The organism is Clostridium sp. YIM B02555, assembly GCF_022320955.1.
Taxonomy (GTDB): Bacteria; Bacillota; Clostridia; order Clostridiales; family Clostridiaceae; genus Clostridium; species Clostridium saccharoperbutylacetonicum.
This window is the reverse complement of record NZ_JAKJJY010000001.1, coordinates 746,820-763,461: the sequence shown is the minus strand read 5'-3', so window position 1 is coordinate 763,461 and position 16,642 is coordinate 746,820. Positions and strand designations below refer to the sequence as shown.

Genomic DNA, 16,642 nt, shown 5'->3' with positions numbered 1-16,642 from the left:
CTTACTAAAAACCACATTTTTATAGTAGTATCTTTTTCAAGATGAAATTTATACTATAAAAATGCGGTTTGCTATTAATACAAATATTTCTATCTCAATTTTTCTTTTACTAATCAAACAATGTTGTACTTAAATATCTATCTCCTCTATCAGGAAACACGACCACTATGTTTCCTCTATCTATTTCCTCTGATAATTTCATAGCTGCTGCAAGTATCGCACCAGAAGATGAGCCAACGATTAATCCTTCTTTTTTAGCTAATAAACGCACTTTATCAAAAGCTTCTTCATCATTAACTTTTATCACTTTATCAACTAAAGATATATCCATTGTCTTTGGTACAAAATCATTCCCTATACCCTCTATTTTATAACTTTTATGCTTTCCACCTACCATAGTTGAACCCTCAGGATCCGCTAATATACCTTTGATATTTCTATTCTTTTCTTTTAAAAATTTAACAATTCCAGTAAAAGTACCTCCACTTCCTGCCCCTGCTACAAAGTAACTTATATGTCCTTCTAGTGCATTATATATTTCAGGACCAGTCGTTTCATAATGTGCTAGCGGATTATCTTCATTTGCAAATTGCTCCAAACTAATACTATTGGGAATTTCTTTTATTAGTTCTTCTGCTTTATTTATTGCTCCAAGCATTCCATCTTCATCAGGAGTATTTATAATTTTAGCGCCAAGAGCTTTTATCAACTTTTGCTTTTCTATTGAAAACTTTGTTGGTACTACAAAAATTATATTATAGCCCTTATTTATTGCAGCTAAAGCTATTCCAAGACCAGTGTTTCCTGCTGTTGCATCTATTATTGTATACCCTTTTTTTAATTTTCCTCTCTTCTCAGCTCCATCAATCATTGCTACACCTATTCTATCCTTAACACTACCACCAGGATTAAAGCATTCCAATTTAGCAAATATATTAACATTTTCTTTTACATTAATATGAGTAAGTTTTATCAATGGAGTATTTCCAATAAGCTCTTTAACATCACTTACGAAATTCATACCAAACTCTCCTTGAATGCATTTCTTAAATCCTCTAGTAAATCATCAATATTTTCTATTCCAACAGATAACCTAACTAAATTATCAACAATTCCAACCTCTTGCCTTATTTCATATGGAATTGAAGCATGTGTCATGCTTGCTGGATGGCAAATTAGTGATTCTACTCCACCTAAACTCTCTCCTAAAGTTATAAGTTTTAAAGATCCCAAGAATTTTTTATAATCAATTTTTTCGTTAATCACAAAAGATATTATTCCACCAAAACCTGATGCTTGTTTTTTATGGATCTCATATCCCTTAGAGTTTTTTAATCCAGGATAATAAATTTTTGTAACATACTCACTTTTACCCAAAAATTCTGCTATTTTTTCTGCATTCGCATTGTGCCTATCTAATCTTACTCCCAAAGTTTTTATTCCTTGAAGTAATATAAATGAATCAAATGGTCCAAGTACCCCGCCAGTGGAATTTTGTATAAAGTGAAGCTTTTCCAAAAGCACCTTATCCTTTACAGCTATCAGCCCAGCTACGACATTACTATGTCCCCCTAAATATTTAGTTGCACTATGAACAACTATATCAGCTCCAAATTCTAACGGTCTTTGCAAGTAAGGTGACATAAATGTATTATCTACAATCGTAAGAACATCATACTCTTTTGTAAGCTTACTAATTTCTTCGATATCAGTAATGTCCATAAGTGGATTGGTTGGAGTCTCTATTAACACAGCCTTTATTCTAGCATTCTCCTTATCATTTTCTAAAAGTCTTTTCACATCTGTAATTCTTGAAAAATCAACTATTTCATAATGAATATTAAAATTTTTAAATACTTTATCAATTACTCTAAACGTACCACCATAAAGATTACTTGGAATTATTATTTTATCCCCACTATTAAATAGAGATAAAATTGCTGTAATTGCAGCCATTCCGCTACTAAATGCAAGTCCTCCTATACCTTTCTCTAATAAAGCAATAGTCTTTTCTAAAGCATCACGTGTTGGATTTCCTGTTCTTGAATATTCAAACCCTTTATTTTTACCTAGCTCTTCTTGCTTGTATGTGGAAGTTTGATATATAGGAACATTTACTGCCCCTGTCAATTCATCTCCATCTACAGCACCATGAACTAATAATGATTCTATTCTCATTTCTTTTTCCTCCATATTATATAATTTCTTCTTATCGTTGTAAGGACATAACAAGCCAAATTTACAATTTTTTGTATATATAAGTTCTAATTAAGAGTGTACATTTCAAGAAATCTTGGATTGATTTCGCTGTTAATTGAACATTGGCAATTAGAATATATATAATAAAATAAATTCTGTAATATTGACTTGTTGTGCTTTAATTTAACCCTTATCCTATAGTATTAATATCATTCCTATTTGTTTACTACGAATTTAATTTAAATTTTTTTATATTTAAGTCATCCTTCCTTAATAAGAATAGAATTAAATATAAGCGCAATTAATACAAACATATTTTTAGCCATGTGAAAAAGTTTCTACAACTTCTTTATCATATAATTGGCCATGTATATCTTGATTTTTACCTGGCACTCCACAAGCATCAGCTCTGCAATGTTTGCAATGTCTGAATACATCGAGGAATTCTCCTGCTTCTCCTCTGCACTTATCTAAAAGTTCACATGTTGGCACTTGAAGGTGAGATAATTCATTTTGTGGAATTAGCGGGATAATGTTTAGTATTGAAGCTCCTAATTCTCTTGTTACTCGTGCTACTTCCTTAATATGCTTATCATTTATACCAGGTACCAAAACACTATTTATTTTAACTATTACGCCTAATTCGCTAATCTTTTTAATTCCTCTAAGCTGGGCATCTATTAACTTTCTCGCACCTTCTTCACCTTGTATTTTCTTTCCATTTTCATCAATTATAAATGAACATATATCTTTTTGTATTCTTGCATCAATTGCATTAACAGTTACTGTTATGGTTTGTACTCCTGCTTCAACAATCGTTTCTGCCTTTTCTTCTAACCTTAGTCCATTAGTGCTTAAGCAATTTATAAGATGTGGAAATTCTTTTTTAACTAAACGAAAAGTTTCAAGAGCATGATCAGTTGCAAGTGTATCTCCTGGTCCTGCTATTCCAACAACACTAATTTCAGGACATAAAGTCAATGCCTTTCTAACAGTTTTTACTGCTTCTTCAGGAGTTAATAGTAATGAACTTACTCCTGGACGTACTTCTGATTTATTAAATCCTCTTTTACAAAATTTACATTGTATATTACATGAAGGACTCACTGGTAAATGTATTCTTCCATATTTAAAATGCGCTTCTCCTCCTAAGCATGGGTGAGTCTTTGCAAGATGATTAAAATTCCCCATTTAATTCACTTCCTTTTATTTAAATTTACTTCTTAAAAATTCTATATTATATATACGTTCTCAAACTTTCCCTGTAAACTTTCAACCACAATTGCCCACAAGGTACCCTAAAGGGCATTAGTTGTGCATTGCTAATTGATATTTTATAATCTCTATAGATTAAACTTAATTCCTAATATATATCTAAAATATTAACTCTTGAATTTAGTATTTTATCAATTATATCTTCAATGAAGTATGGTGCCTCAATTCCTTTTATTCCTCTAGCTTCAACTTGAGCTAATGCACCTTGTCCTATTCTAGCAACGAAAACAGCTTCGCAATCATATATTAACTCAATAGAATTCTTTAAGGCATCCTCTGTATGTTGAAATTCCTGACAAGCTGGTTCATTAATTCGCATTTCAACATAGTTATAATTCTTATTATCTTTATCTATTTCAACTACTAAAAATTGTTTTGTCCTTCCGAAATGCTGATTAACAACTTTTCCATCACTACTAGCAAATGCTACTTTATACGACATTTCCTTTCTCTCCTTTCCAATGAATATTCAAGATCAAAAAAATAATAAATCAGTATGTCAGCCTAATAGGCTCACTATAAATCAAACATACTTCCTTATCCGACGGGAGATATACATCGCATTATAGACTTATTATTTTCTTTTATATGTCTAAAATGCTGGAACTACTGCCACACCATATTGTTGTTTAATAAAATTTTTAATATCGTCTGATGTTAAGGCCTTTACAAGAGCCTGAATCTCTGGCCTGTCTTTATCACCTTTTCTTACTACAACTATGTTGGCATAAGGAGAGTCTCCACTTTCTCTAATCAGAGCAGTATTGGGATCTATTTTTGCATCTAAAATTATATTAGTGTTTATTACAGCTCCTGCTAAATCCCCAAGCGCTCTTGGTAATTGTGCTGCGTCAGTTTCTACAAATTGAAGATGTTTAGGATTTTCTGCTATATCATTTGGTGTCGCAGAATAATTTGCTAGTCCACTTTTCAATTTAATAAGTCCATTCTTCTCAAGAAGCACTAATGCTCTGTATTCATTTGATGGATTATTAGGTATTCCTATTTTATCTCCATCTTTTAAATCAGTAATAGATTTTATCTTATTAGAATATAGCCCTATCGGTTCAATATGAACTTTTCCTGCAACTTCAAAATTATACCCTTTTTCTTTTGATACTGATTCTAAGTAAGGCACATGTTGAAAGTAATTTGCATCAATTTGTTTTTCATCCAATGCAGGGTTTAACTGTCCTTCATCATCTAAGGTTACAACTTCTAAATTAATTCCTTGCTCTTTTAGTTTAGGTTTTATATGCTCTAATATCTCAGCATGTGGCGTTATTGATGCCCCTACTTTTATGGTTACTTCTTTTTTTTCATTTGAACTACTATTTGAATTATTTGAATCTTGCTTACTATTTGCAGAGCAGCTTGCAAGTGCTCCCATTAAAATAAATGTACTTGCAATAATTGCGATTATTTTTTTCTTCATTATATATTCCTCCTTAAAATTTCTTATTTTAATAATTATCTATTAATTCAATTTAAATTACTTTCTAATCAAACTTGAATCTCTTTTTATTTATTAATCTTGCACTAGAATCTCCAATCAGCTGAATAGCTTGCACAATTGTCACAAGTACTATTACAGTGCCAATTAATACGTCTGTACGAAATCTTTGATATCCAAATCTTATTGCTAAACTTCCAAGCCCGCCCGCACCTATTGCACCAGCTATAGCTGTAAATCCAATTATTCCTATTATCGCAATAGTAGCGCCTCTAACTATTGAAGGTAATGCTTCTGGCAGCAAAACTTTTTTGATTATTTCAAAGGGCGTTGCTCCCATTGCTTCTGCTGCTTCAATCTTTCCAAACTCAACCTCTTTTAAACTATTTTCTATTATTCTTGCTATAAAAGGAGCTGAACCTATAGAAATAGATACAATGGCAGCATTTGCTCCTAAAGTTGTTCCTACTATTAGTTTTGCAAGTGGCAATAAAATAATTATCAATATCATTTCAGGCATTGATCGTATGACATTAATTATAAATCCAACTATCTTGTTTACTTTAAGTAATGGAAATATCCCCCCCTTATCGCTGACAACAAGCAAAATTCCAATCGGTATGCCCAATAAGAATGCTATTATTGATGAAAGGAATACCATATATAATGTTTCTTTTGTTCCTGTTAATAGCAAATTAACTAAGTCGCTATTCATATCCCTTCACCTCCCGAAAATTTTCTGCTATTCTGAATCCCCTCTGTAATTTTTATAAATCTTTTCAATGTATCACTTTTTGGATTTAAAAATAAATTTTCTGTATTTCCTCTTTCAACAATGTGTCCATCTTCTAAAACCACCATGTTATTTGTACAATATCTTAATACATCTAATTCATGGGTTATTATAACTATTGTAAGGTTTAATTTTTGATTAATATTTTTCAAAAGTTCTAAGATTGAAAATGTCGTTTGAGGATCCAATGCAGAAGTTGCTTCATCGCTAAGCAGTACATCTGGCTCATTTGCTAATGCTCTTGCAATACCAACTCTCTGCTTTTGCCCTCCACTTAATTGAAGTGGATATGAGTCCCTTTTTTCTGATAATTCAACTAACTCTAATATTTCTTCAACTCTATTTTTTATCTTATCTTTTTTATACCCAGAGATTTCTAATGGGAAAGCAATATTTTCATAAACAGTCCTTGAATCAAATAAGTTAAATTGTTGAAATATCATACCAATCTTTTTTCTAGCACTTCGCAACTCTTTTCTATTTAATTTAGTTATCTCATTTTCTCCAATTAATATATTCCCAGAATTAGGTTTTTCTAGACCATTTAAACACCTTATTAAGGTTGATTTTCCGGCACCACTAAAACCTATTATTCCAAAAATATCTCCTTTATCAACTTTAAAGTGTATATCTTTTAATACTTCTACTTTTCCGGTTGGAGTATTAAAAGTTTTACTTACATTTTTAACTGTTATCATAAAATTGCCTCCCCATTATCTTAAATACTAATGCTGCTTTAGGTATTTTAAACTTTATACTCCAAAATTATTTAAACTAAATGATATACTCAGAATCCAAATCCATTAAGCCATACTCAATTAAAATTTCTTCAAGTCTTTCTTGAGTCATTGGTTTTGGAATTACAAATAGTTTGTTTTCCTCTATCTTTCTTGCCAATTCTCTATATTCATCTGCTTGTTTATCTTCTGGATTAAATTCTATTACGGTTTTCTTTCTTATTTCAGCTCTTTGTACAACATTGTTTCTTGGTACAAAGTGTATTAATTGAGTTCCAAGTTCCTTTGCAAATGCTCTTAATAGATCAAGCTCTCTATCAACATTTCTGCTATTACAAATAATTCCCCCAAGTCTAACTCCGCCTTTTAATGCATACTTTTGGATTCCTTTTGATATATTATTTGCTGCATATAATGCCATCATTTCTCCACTTGCAACTATATATATTTCCTTTGCCTTACCTTCTCTTATAGGCATTGCAAAACCTCCACAAACTACGTCACCAAGTACATCATAAAACACATAGTCTAAATCCTCTGTGTATGCTCCCAATCTTTCCAACATTCCAATAGAAGTTATTATTCCTCTTCCTGCGCAACCAACTCCAGGTTCTGGCCCACCAGATTCAACACATTTTATTCCTTTAAAGCCTTTTTTCATTATAGCGTCTAATTCTATATCTTCCCCTTCTTCTCTCAAAGTATCTAAAACTGTTTTTTGAGCTAATCCTCCTAATAATAATCTTGTTGAATCTGCCTTAGGGTCACAACCTACTACCATTATATTTTTACCTAGTTCCGCAAGTCCTGCGGTTAAGTTTTGTGTAGTGGTTGATTTTCCTATTCCTCCTTTGCCGTAAATTGCTACTTGTCTTAATGTTTTTTCTGCCATTTTAAAATTCTCCTTTTAATATTGTTTTGAATAAAAGAAAAGAGGATATACTTCTATATATTTAGAAGTACATCCTCTGGTTCTCCAGTCAGATTTACTATAATACCATTTTGCATACCCACTTATTCATATAAGTTTACTATGTTTTGTTATAATATATTACTTTTAATTGCATTTGTCAATATCTTTTTAATTAGTTATTAACTTTTTATTATTACTTAGTACTCAATTTTTATTAATGAACTATTTTATTATTATCTCATTCGTATTTTTTCATTTTTATCTACTTGTATGATTACTCCATCTTGAATTACTAATGTCACAGATCCATATTTAATTTTTTCAATCATTTTAATTATCTCTTTAAGCTTTTTATCCTCGATAATTTCTTTTTCATTAATCGACATAAAACATTCCCCCTACACACTTTAAATTATAAAAAACTTATTCTCTCTAAATTTGTATGTGAAATATTAGTTTTTATACAAAATCTATAATCATATTTTGTTATTTGAACAAATAACAGAAATAGCCCCACTATTATATTCATCCAATATCTTTTTACTCGTGTTCTAACATGATTTTTAATATAAAAAAACTACCTCCATATTAAACAGAGGCAGACAATATCCGCGGTTCCACTCTGATTGTTATGAATAAATTTATACATAACATCTTCTTTTTGCTATATCGGGCATTCCCGCTAAGTCTACTATAACTTGGCCAATAATGTAAAATAGATAAGCTTAATTACCTGTTACTTTATACACCCGTGTTCAACTTAGTGCTCCAGGATGCATTCTATTAAGTTCCATTTAGAACTCCTTCCAGCTCTTCTAAGAATTCCTCTCTAAAAACTTTCCTTAATATACTTATTCCCTTCATTGCTTTGTCTTATAATAAATTATATGATTTCTTTTTCTTATTATTCCTATTTATTTAGTATGATTTATAAAATAATTATATTCTATAATGGGACATTTAGTCAATATCATTTTTTATTTTTATTTAATTGATTCTTTAAACTCTCTTTCTGGATAAGTTAATGTGGTAGCTATAACTACTATAACATTATCTCTAATACATCCTTCGTTACCTTAACTAAGAAACTACTATCTACTCCACCTAAAAAAGCAACTGTTACAATCTCTTAAATCCCAAATTATTAACACTTTTCACTATATTATAATTTCGTTAATTTATTTTTAAACCTGATAATGTTACTTAAAGTTTTTTTGAGTAATTTAATAATATTAAATTACTTCTATGCTTACTTAGTAAATCTAAAATTAAATGAGACTAAAACTTATCTTCTATATAATTTAGAAAATAAATTAAGTCTCCAGATTTTTGGTTAACCTCCACAAGGATGCACAAGTATTCCGATGTAATTTGTATGATATTTTTATTATTATACAATATTTGTGTAACTTTGTCAATAGTAATAATACATTTTTTTCTTCATACATATTCAGCATTATGTTCTATTTATTAACAGTTTCGTTTTCATCATTTAATGTTATTAACCATAAATCCTCCGGAAGTTCAAGAATTGCTCTTGTTAATATTTTTGCACGCTGCACCAACGATATAATTTCTGCTCGTTCTTGCAGAGTATGATGATTTTCTCCACGAACTCCAGTTTGGCACAATACGGGGATCCCTAATCTATATGCAAAGACAGCATCTGATCCACCACCTGCAAAATAAGGTTCATTTCTTTCGTATCCTAAAGAAGCTGAAACCTCTGCATAATGATTGAATAATTTCATATTTTTATCATTAGGAGTCATTGGAGCTTCTGGCTGATTATATGAAGATATTGTTGAATGCGTTCCTTGAACATATGATTTCTCTACAATTTTTTTAACAGCATTTATTGTAGGCGCTATTTGGCTTTCACTTTTAAATCTTATATTAACACCTATCTTACAATTACCTGGTATTGCATTAGAAACAGTCCCACCTGATATTACACCACAATTAACTGTAGTTCCTGTTCCATCAATATCCGTTAATTTCTCTAATTCAATAATTTTATGAGATGCTTCTAATATTGAACTTCTACCCTTATCTGGATCATTACCTGAATGAGCTGCTATCCCCTTAATATTAATTTCAAAAACATACGATGATTTTCTACCAACAGCCAATCTTCCATCAATTGGCCCACTTTCACAATTAAAAACAGCAGCAGCACCTTTTAGTTCATTTATTATCACTTCTCCATGATCTGAAAATCTGTGTCCTATCTCTTCATCACCTGTAAAAAACAATTTAATAGGCCTCTTATTGTACCCACTCGCGTTTAATGCATTTACAACTAATATGGCTATAATCAATCCACCTTTACAATCAAATACACCAGGACCATATAAAAATCCATCCTTTTCCGTGACAATAGGTTCTTTAAAGGTTCCTAGTTTATGGACAGTATCCATATGTCCCATTAAAACCACACCATTATTTTTTTCTGTAAAATGTTCTGTTTCTGCCACTAAACTATTTCCTGAATTTTCAAAAGTTATGATCTTAGTAGCTAACCCACTTCGCTTACAAATATCTGCAAGTAATTCTGAAACTTTATCAATACCAGGCTTATATTCAGATGGACTCTCTATCTTAGAAATATCAATCCATAATTTCTTCATCGCTTCTGACTTAGCGTCTATATATGAAAAAGCCTTTTGAAGCTCACTCATAACTATCACCTCTTAATCTGTATTTATTTAACTTATTTTATCATGTTCACTTAAATACTCAAATGCATAGTTAATTAAAAACTCAACCCCATACTTTAATACTTCCTCATTAATTAAAGTTTTATCAGTATGTAGATTTCTATAAACTCCATCTACTGCACCACCTACATGTGCGAAGACACCTGGTATGGTTTTTTGATAAATTGAAAAGTCTTCACCACCCATAAATGGCTTGCTGCTAAAAATAGAGTCTTCTCCAAAACTATCTTTTATTATTTTGATAGCCCTATCGGTACTTTCTTTTTCATTATTTACAGCCTCTCCTGGACCCCATAATTCTATACCTACCTCTGCCCCATATGCTCTTGCAATGTTTTGAGGAATATTCGCAATAATCCTTTTTAAGGTATCAAAATTTATCATATTTAAAGTTCTAAAATTATATGATATTTCTGCCGCATCTGCAACTACATTAGTTTCTGCTCTAGCTTTTATAATGGTAGGCACTAATACAACCTGCTGATTACTAGAAAATTCATATGCTACCGCTGCATTAATAGCTGTTACTATTTGTCCCATCACTATTAGTGCATTTACTGATTTTCCACTACTTATAATATCCCCACCCTTTCCTAAAACCTTTATTTTTGCACCAGCTCCATACGATGTTTGTATCCCATACCCAAGTGTAAATTTTCCTAAATCTAATTCCTGACTCACATGTAATCCCACTATGTTATCAACATCATTTAGAAGTCCAGATGACATTATTTTTCTTGCACCAACTCCTATTTCTTCACCTTCTTGAAAAATAATTTTAACAGTTCCATTAATATATTCTTTCAATTCATTTAATATTTTTGCTACACCTAACATAAATGCTGCATGACAATCATGTCCACACGCATGCATTACACCTTTATTCTTAGATGCAAATTCAACCCCTGTATCTTCCTGTATTGGTAAAGCATCAATATCTCCTCTAAGTGCTAAAGTCTTTCCTTCTCCATTTCCTTTTATTATTGCTACAATACTATTTTCTCCAGCAACTTCATAGGATACCTGAAACTTCTCTAATTCTTTTTTTATAAATGCTGCTGTTCCATATTCTCGACAACTCAATTCAGGATACATATGGAAATGCTTTCTTACCTCAATTAGATATTCATAATTATCTAGTACTTTTTCTCTAATATTTCTACTCAACCATATTTCATCTCCTTATTCTTTTCCATATAATTCAACTTTTATAACTAGGAATTTTCAAATAATATCTGAACATTAGCATCATATAATGAGCTAATAACTTCTGAAGTTTTGGCTATCAAATCATATAATATTTTCGAATGTGAATATTTTAAAGAAGTACCTTGATACATAATCTTAGCTTCTTCTGGAATTATATTTTCCTTTGTTCCTGCTTCAAATGCAATTGGAACTAATGTAAAATCATCAAAGCTATCAAATTGATAAGCCAAATTTGCATTTATCGCATTTATAATCTCAAATCCTATTATAATTGGATTTCGAGTCTTATGTGGTGTTGAACTATGACCACCTTTCCCTTTAATAATAATTTCCACATGAAATTCCGACTTATTTTTGCTTGCTATTTCATTCATTATCTATTCCTTTCCTACCATCATCTATAATTCATTTCACATATAAATTTAGTAATTACTTGGCAGCCTTTTGATTTTCCTTCTCTGCCTTAATATCTTCTAATGTAGGAGTATAATCTTCACCATTGAAATACTTCTTACTAATTTTTAAGATTGTTCCATCAGTCAATGCAGCTTCAAAGGCTTCATCCATTTGCTTTGCCAATTCTTCCTGTCCTTTTGGAACTACAAAGAAAGTTGCTCCACCTTCTGAAAATTCTTCTTTAGGAATATCTATTAACTTTAAATTTTTTAAACCTCTGTCCTTTATTTGTTGTTCTAAAGAAATTTTTGTAAAAAAATCAAAATCAATTTTACCATCTGATACATCCTGCACTGTATTATCTGTATCTACATATTGCACTGTCACCTGTTTATCTGGATGACTTTCATTATATTTTTTATACCAGCCTGCGTTAAAAGAAGATGCATTCTCTTCTGTTGAATGTCCTCCTAAATCCTTAATTGACTTAATATTATCATTATCACTTCTTACTAAAATAGCTCTTTTAGCAAAATTCATTTCATCCATATAAATATATTTTTTTGCTCTCTCAGCATTGAAACCCAAGTGATTAAAGCCAACCTGAAAACGCCCTGAATCAAGTCCAGCAAAAATTGACGCAAACTCAGTTTTTTGAATTTCTAATTCATATTGAGGAAGTCTCCTAAATATTTCTTCCAATACTTCAGTATCATATCCAATCACCTTACCATTGCTATCAGTGGTTATAAAAGGAGCTGGCGATGCACTGGTAGCTGCTACAATCTTTTGTTTTTCTTTTACTATCTCGGTACTACTTTTTTGTACTGATGAATTACCACAAGCTGCTAATACCCCAATAGTAGTCACGCAAGTTAATAACAATAATATCAATTTCTTTAATTTTTTTATGGTCATAGCACTTTTCCTTCCTCATATTATTTTTATAAAAAAACTGGAGGTTTTGAACTTTGCAATTTGCAACGTCAAAACCTCCAGTTATCTAGTCAGTTTTAATTATTTGATTCTACTAAAGATACAATCAAATAAATCCCATATTCTTAAGTTCTTCAAGATGATCTTTATTATACATAGCCATTCCAGTTTTCATCTTCGAAAAACCTAATTTTTCATAAAATTCAATTGTTTTAGGATGTGTATATAAAATAATATTACATTGCTTTACCTGTTCAATAAGCTCATCAATTATTTTTTTCCCTAATCCTTTTCCTTGATATCTTTCATCTAGTGCAATATTATAAATTGCAGCTTGACATATTCCATCTGAAATAGCTCGTCCAAATCCTATCAGTTCTTCATCATCAAAGAGAAATACAACTGCATAACTCCTTTCAAACACCTTTTGCTGAGTTTCAGCATCAAGGTCACTTAATCCAAAATAAGATAGTAATTCTGAAACTTTTAACCAATTAATATTCTCTGTAGTTTTCTGTATTTTATAGCCCATTTTTATACTCTCCATATAGCATTCGAAACTTATTAAAGTAAAATTACTTTACTTGTGCCCAAAATTTATTTTATACTAAAATCTATCTCTGCCATGAGGTTCATCCCATACAGATAAATCCGGACCCTTTGGCAATAAACTGTGTATATTTCCAAACAAAGCTTTTAAATGAGGTGATAAATGATAGCTGTTTTTAATAAAATCAAAATCTGTTGTATCACCTATACCAGGAGTTTGATGTAAATCCCTTGCATAATCCCACAAGTTTTTATAATCAACAATTCTATTTCGATTAGCTCTAAATATTTGATAATATACTGAATCAAATCTCACAAGAGTTGTGTATAAGCGAATATCTGAATCTGTTATTCTATCTCCAAAGAGATATCTTTGATTTTCTAATCTTTCCTCAAATTTATCTAGAGTTTCAAATAAATTATCATATGCTCTTTCATATGCTTTTTGGGTGTGAGCAAATCCAACCTTATATACACCTGTGTTTATATCACTGTATATAATTTTATTTAGCTTATCTATTTCTTCTCTTAATTCTACAGGATACAAATCTCGCGCATCTTCTTTATGGTAAGATGCCCAAGCTGTTTCTAAAATAGTAGTTAAATTAAAATTATCATTATTAGCACCTTTTCCTGTAATCGTATCTACTATAATTGGAACCGTAGGGCGCCCTGGATAATTAGGATTTTCTTTTTCATATATATCACTTAAATAGTGAATTCCAAGTACTGGATCTATTTCATCCTTATCCAAACTGAAAACCCAGCCTTTTTCTGTACGATATGGTCCTGCTGCTCCTATACTAATTACTTTATCTAAGCCTAAAAGTTTGAGAACAATCACTACTTTATGAGAATGAGGACACGCTGGCATCCAAATCAAACGATAACGGTTTGGTTCAATTGGCCATTCATCCGCCTTATTTCCAAATTTCTTTGTAAAAATATTATCTTGTTGAATAAAAGCTCCATCTTTTTGTATTTCGTTTGAAAAAGTTTTAAACTTCTCAAATTCACTCATTATTATCACTTCCTAATATATATAATTTTGTATTCAATGATTAATAATCTCAATTTGGGTTTATACATTAAATTTCATATTCTGGAACTTTTGAATAATATATCTTTGAAATAAATTCTTTTGCTCTATCACTCTTAGGATTTTGGAATACCTCTTCCGGTGTTCCATCTTCTATTATTTTTCCTTTATCGAAAAATAGCACGCGATTGGCTACATTCCTAACAAAGTTCATTTCATGAGATACAATAATCATTGTATTACCTTCCACTGCTGTTGCTTTGATAGTTTCTAAAACTTCACCTACAAGTTCTGGATCTAAAGCCGACGTTGGTTCATCAAACAATAGTATTTTAGGATTCATTGCTAATGCTCTTGCAATAGCAACACGTTGCTGTTGGCCTCCTGATAATTGCTTTGGATAATAATGAATACGGTCAGCTAAGCCCACTTTCTTTAGTTGCTCTATTGCAATCTTCTCAGCTTCTGGTTTAGAAATTTTTTTTACTATTACTAAACCTTCCATAACATTTTCTAAAGCTGTCTTTCTTCTAAACAAATTGAATTGTTGAAATACCATTGCAGTATTTTCTCTGATATTTATTGTATCTTTTTTAGATTTTTTTGTAACATCAACCTCTAAGTCCTCTATTTTTATAACACCTTTCTCAGGCTGTTCTAATAAATTCAAGCATCTTAATAGTGTTGATTTCCCTGTTCCAGATGGTCCAATGACAGCCACTACATCACCTTTTTTTATTTTTAAATCAATATTATCAAGAACAATATTATTATTAAATTTTTTTGATAATCCCTTAATTTCTATCATGAAAGAACACCTTCCTTAGCAATCTGATTTTGTATACTATCTGGAATACTCATCCTTTTCTCAACAAATCTTATAATTTGTTCTATGATAATTGTTAATACCCAATAAATAATTGCTAATGAAACATATACTTCAAAATATCTGTAATTAGATCCTGCTAAAATCTTTCCTTGTGCTGTCATCTCAACAACTGAGCATACAAAGGCTAATGAAGTTCCTTTAAGCAAACTTATCAATGCATTCCCCAAAGTTGGAAGCGCTACAACAAATGCCTCTGGAATTGTTATTCTTTTTAGCACCTGTAAAGAAGTCATTCCAAGAGAATGCGCTGCTTCAATCTGTCCTTTATCAATAGATTGAATAGCTGCTCGAATACTTTCTGAATTATATGCTCCCTCATTTAATGAAAATGCAACTAATACAAAAAGCAACGAGGGAATATTATTTAAATTGTAATTTGTTCCATTGTAATAGTTATAATATTTTAAAAGAATTGGTATTCCATAATAAGTAAGGTATAACTGCACTATAATAGGTGTTCCTCTTGTAAATGAAACAAATATAGCAATAATCCTTTTTAACACGGGTATTTGTTTTATCTTAACAATTGCCACTATAAGACCTATTATTAATCCAAAAATCATTGATAATATTGTAATTTCCAAAGTCATAGGCAGATATTTCAATAATTCAGGAATTTGAGTAAATACAAGTTTAAAATCAAAAATATTAGGCATTTTTAAACCTCCCTAGTTAATTTGACTTTGGACTAAAATCATCTTTAAAATACTTTTCACTTATTTCTTTAATTTTTCCATCTTTAACTACTTCAGCTAAAGCCTTATTAACATCCTTTGTTAACTCTTCTCCTTCTGCTCCTTTTCCTATTAATAAATAGCTGTATGGAGTTCCTATTAAGTCCGAATCTTCTTTAGTCAATTTTATAGTTTTTATTTTCAAGCCATATTGGTCAATGTATTGCTTTAGCATTGCTGCATCAATTAATTGAAAATCAAATTGACCGCTTTCTATATGTTGCAAAGTTGGCAGTATATCTGCATCTGTATAATTAATTACAACTGGTTTATCGGAATGGTTTTTATTATAATTTTCAAGTGCAGTTGCATAATTAGTTCCTGTATTGACTTCCGTTTTCTTTCCTAGAAGGTCTTTAAATGAATTAATATCCTTATTATCGCTTGCTACAGCAATAACATATTGATTTTGAAATATTGGATCTGAATATATATATTTCTGTTTACGTTGCTCATTCATGGCAAAATTGTTTGCACCAATTTGATAACGTCCTGAATCCAAACCTGCAAATATTGAGGTAAATTCTGTCTTTTCAAAAGAAATATCATATTGCGGTAATTTTTCAAAAATTGCTTTTACCACATCAATATCATAACCAGCCACATTATTACTGCTATCAACATAAGAGAACGGTTTTGGCATTCCACCTGTTGCTATTGTAATTTTCTTTTTTGCTTCTCCAGTACTGCTTTTTGAAGTACTCGCATCATTTTTTTGGCCACAACTTACCATTGTAAAAGCTAATGTTAATAAAACAGTTATTAATATTCCTAATTTTTTATTTATCCTTTTTTTCATT

At 30.7% G+C, this 16,642-nt stretch carries 18 protein-coding genes; all 18 read right to left on the bottom strand.

All coding sequences use genetic code 11. The features are described 5' to 3' along the window. Nucleotides 1-109 precede the first annotated feature (109 nt). Nucleotides 110-1,021, bottom strand: coding sequence for a cysteine synthase family protein (locus tag L3B98_RS03445; RefSeq protein ID WP_238915622.1), 912 nt, complete (start codon nt 1,019-1,021; stop codon nt 110-112). Then, nucleotides 1,018-2,178: a PLP-dependent aspartate aminotransferase family protein gene (locus L3B98_RS03440; RefSeq protein ID WP_238915621.1), complete on the bottom strand. Its 1,161-nt coding sequence runs from the start codon at nt 2,176-2,178 to the stop codon at nt 1,018-1,020. The genes L3B98_RS03445 and L3B98_RS03440 overlap by 4 nt, the downstream gene beginning before the upstream one ends. 339 nt (nt 2,179-2,517) lie before the next feature. After that, a complete protein-coding gene (locus L3B98_RS03435; protein ID WP_238915620.1) occupies nt 2,518-3,390 on the bottom strand; it encodes a radical SAM protein in 873 nt (290 codons plus the stop codon). Nucleotides 3,391-3,562: 172 nt separating this feature from the next. Next, entirely contained in the window at nt 3,563-3,916 is a 354-nt protein-coding gene (locus tag L3B98_RS03430) for a NifB/NifX family molybdenum-iron cluster-binding protein (protein ID WP_238915619.1), read from the bottom strand. A gap of 150 nt (nt 3,917-4,066) precedes the next feature. After that, nucleotides 4,067-4,909 (bottom strand): MetQ/NlpA family ABC transporter substrate-binding protein, encoded by an 843-nt coding sequence (locus L3B98_RS03425; RefSeq protein ID WP_238915618.1) that lies wholly within the window; start codon nt 4,907-4,909, stop codon nt 4,067-4,069. Between the two features lie 64 nt (nt 4,910-4,973). Then, nucleotides 4,974-5,642 carry a methionine ABC transporter permease gene (locus L3B98_RS03420; protein ID WP_238915617.1) on the bottom strand — a complete coding sequence of 223 codons (669 nt, stop codon included), beginning with the start codon at nt 5,640-5,642 and terminating at the stop codon, nt 4,974-4,976. Next, entirely contained in the window at nt 5,639-6,418 is a 780-nt protein-coding gene (locus tag L3B98_RS03415) for an ATP-binding cassette domain-containing protein (protein WP_238915616.1), read from the bottom strand. Before L3B98_RS03415 ends, L3B98_RS03420 begins: the two co-directional genes overlap by 4 nt. Before the next feature lie 76 nt (nt 6,419-6,494). Continuing rightward, nucleotides 6,495-7,349, bottom strand: coding sequence for a nitrogenase iron protein (gene nifH, locus L3B98_RS03410; RefSeq protein ID WP_015391518.1), 855 nt, complete (start codon nt 7,347-7,349; stop codon nt 6,495-6,497). Nucleotides 7,350-7,603: 254 nt separating this feature from the next. Beyond that, nucleotides 7,604-7,756 (bottom strand): YezD family protein, encoded by a 153-nt coding sequence (locus L3B98_RS03405; RefSeq protein WP_238915615.1) that lies wholly within the window; start codon nt 7,754-7,756, stop codon nt 7,604-7,606. 1,077 nt (nt 7,757-8,833) lie between these two features. After that, nucleotides 8,834-10,051 (bottom strand): M20/M25/M40 family metallo-hydrolase, encoded by a 1,218-nt coding sequence (locus tag L3B98_RS03400; RefSeq protein ID WP_238915614.1) that lies wholly within the window; start codon nt 10,049-10,051, stop codon nt 8,834-8,836. Nucleotides 10,052-10,078: 27 nt separating this feature from the next. Then, complete coding sequence (locus L3B98_RS03395) at nt 10,079-11,257, bottom strand: amidohydrolase (protein WP_238915613.1); 1,179 nt, start codon at nt 11,255-11,257, stop codon at nt 10,079-10,081. A gap of 47 nt (nt 11,258-11,304) precedes the next feature. After that, on the bottom strand, nt 11,305-11,673 hold the full coding sequence (locus tag L3B98_RS03390) for a peptidase dimerization domain-containing protein (RefSeq protein WP_238915612.1): 369 nt from the start codon (nt 11,671-11,673) through the stop codon (nt 11,305-11,307). Nucleotides 11,674-11,728: 55 nt separating this feature from the next. After that, nucleotides 11,729-12,613 carry a transporter substrate-binding domain-containing protein gene (locus tag L3B98_RS03385; RefSeq protein ID WP_238915611.1) on the bottom strand — a complete coding sequence of 295 codons (885 nt, stop codon included), beginning with the start codon at nt 12,611-12,613 and terminating at the stop codon, nt 11,729-11,731. Between the two features lie 124 nt (nt 12,614-12,737). Beyond that, complete coding sequence (locus tag L3B98_RS03380) at nt 12,738-13,163, bottom strand: GNAT family N-acetyltransferase (RefSeq protein WP_077361231.1); 426 nt, start codon at nt 13,161-13,163, stop codon at nt 12,738-12,740. Nucleotides 13,164-13,238: 75 nt separating this feature from the next. Further along, nucleotides 13,239-14,201 carry a glutathione S-transferase C-terminal domain-containing protein gene (locus L3B98_RS03375; RefSeq protein WP_238915610.1) on the bottom strand — a complete coding sequence of 321 codons (963 nt, stop codon included), beginning with the start codon at nt 14,199-14,201 and terminating at the stop codon, nt 13,239-13,241. A gap of 67 nt (nt 14,202-14,268) precedes the next feature. Continuing rightward, nucleotides 14,269-15,027 (bottom strand): amino acid ABC transporter ATP-binding protein, encoded by a 759-nt coding sequence (locus L3B98_RS03370; protein ID WP_238915609.1) that lies wholly within the window; start codon nt 15,025-15,027, stop codon nt 14,269-14,271. Beyond that, a complete protein-coding gene (locus L3B98_RS03365) occupies nt 15,024-15,764 on the bottom strand; it encodes an amino acid ABC transporter permease (protein WP_238915608.1) in 741 nt (246 codons plus the stop codon). Before L3B98_RS03365 ends, L3B98_RS03370 begins: the two co-directional genes overlap by 4 nt. A gap of 16 nt (nt 15,765-15,780) precedes the next feature. Next, nucleotides 15,781-16,641 (bottom strand): transporter substrate-binding domain-containing protein, encoded by an 861-nt coding sequence (locus L3B98_RS03360; RefSeq protein ID WP_238915607.1) that lies wholly within the window; start codon nt 16,639-16,641, stop codon nt 15,781-15,783. Between the last annotated feature and the right edge of the window lies 1 nt (nt 16,642).

Bases quoted from the DNA above. Each gene is read 5' to 3' on its own strand.
- L3B98_RS03445 (WP_238915622.1), bottom strand. From the start codon at position 1,021: ATGAATTTCGTAAGTGATGTTAAAGAGCTTATTGGAAATACTCCATTG.
- L3B98_RS03440 (WP_238915621.1), bottom strand. From the start codon at position 2,178: ATGAGAATAGAATCATTATTAGTTCATGGTGCTGTAGATGGAGATGAA.
- L3B98_RS03435 (WP_238915620.1), bottom strand. From the start codon at position 3,390: ATGGGGAATTTTAATCATCTTGCAAAGACTCACCCATGCTTAGGAGGA.
- L3B98_RS03430 (WP_238915619.1), bottom strand. From the start codon at position 3,916: ATGTCGTATAAAGTAGCATTTGCTAGTAGTGATGGAAAAGTTGTTAAT.
- L3B98_RS03425 (WP_238915618.1), bottom strand. From the start codon at position 4,909: ATGAAGAAAAAAATAATCGCAATTATTGCAAGTACATTTATTTTAATG.
- L3B98_RS03420 (WP_238915617.1), bottom strand. From the start codon at position 5,642: ATGAATAGCGACTTAGTTAATTTGCTATTAACAGGAACAAAAGAAACA.
- L3B98_RS03415 (WP_238915616.1), bottom strand. From the start codon at position 6,418: ATGATAACAGTTAAAAATGTAAGTAAAACTTTTAATACTCCAACCGGA.
- nifH (WP_015391518.1), bottom strand. From the start codon at position 7,349: ATGGCAGAAAAAACATTAAGACAAGTAGCAATTTACGGCAAAGGAGGA.
- L3B98_RS03405 (WP_238915615.1), bottom strand. From the start codon at position 7,756: ATGTCGATTAATGAAAAAGAAATTATCGAGGATAAAAAGCTTAAAGAG.
- L3B98_RS03400 (WP_238915614.1), bottom strand. From the start codon at position 10,051: ATGAGTGAGCTTCAAAAGGCTTTTTCATATATAGACGCTAAGTCAGAA.
- L3B98_RS03390 (WP_238915612.1), bottom strand. From the start codon at position 11,673: ATGAATGAAATAGCAAGCAAAAATAAGTCGGAATTTCATGTGGAAATT.
- L3B98_RS03385 (WP_238915611.1), bottom strand. From the start codon at position 12,613: ATGACCATAAAAAAATTAAAGAAATTGATATTATTGTTATTAACTTGC.
- L3B98_RS03380 (WP_077361231.1), bottom strand. From the start codon at position 13,163: ATGGGCTATAAAATACAGAAAACTACAGAGAATATTAATTGGTTAAAA.
- L3B98_RS03375 (WP_238915610.1), bottom strand. From the start codon at position 14,201: ATGAGTGAATTTGAGAAGTTTAAAACTTTTTCAAACGAAATACAAAAA.
- L3B98_RS03370 (WP_238915609.1), bottom strand. From the start codon at position 15,027: ATGATAGAAATTAAGGGATTATCAAAAAAATTTAATAATAATATTGTT.
- L3B98_RS03365 (WP_238915608.1), bottom strand. From the start codon at position 15,764: ATGCCTAATATTTTTGATTTTAAACTTGTATTTACTCAAATTCCTGAA.
- L3B98_RS03360 (WP_238915607.1), bottom strand. From the start codon at position 16,641: ATGAAAAAAAGGATAAATAAAAAATTAGGAATATTAATAACTGTTTTA.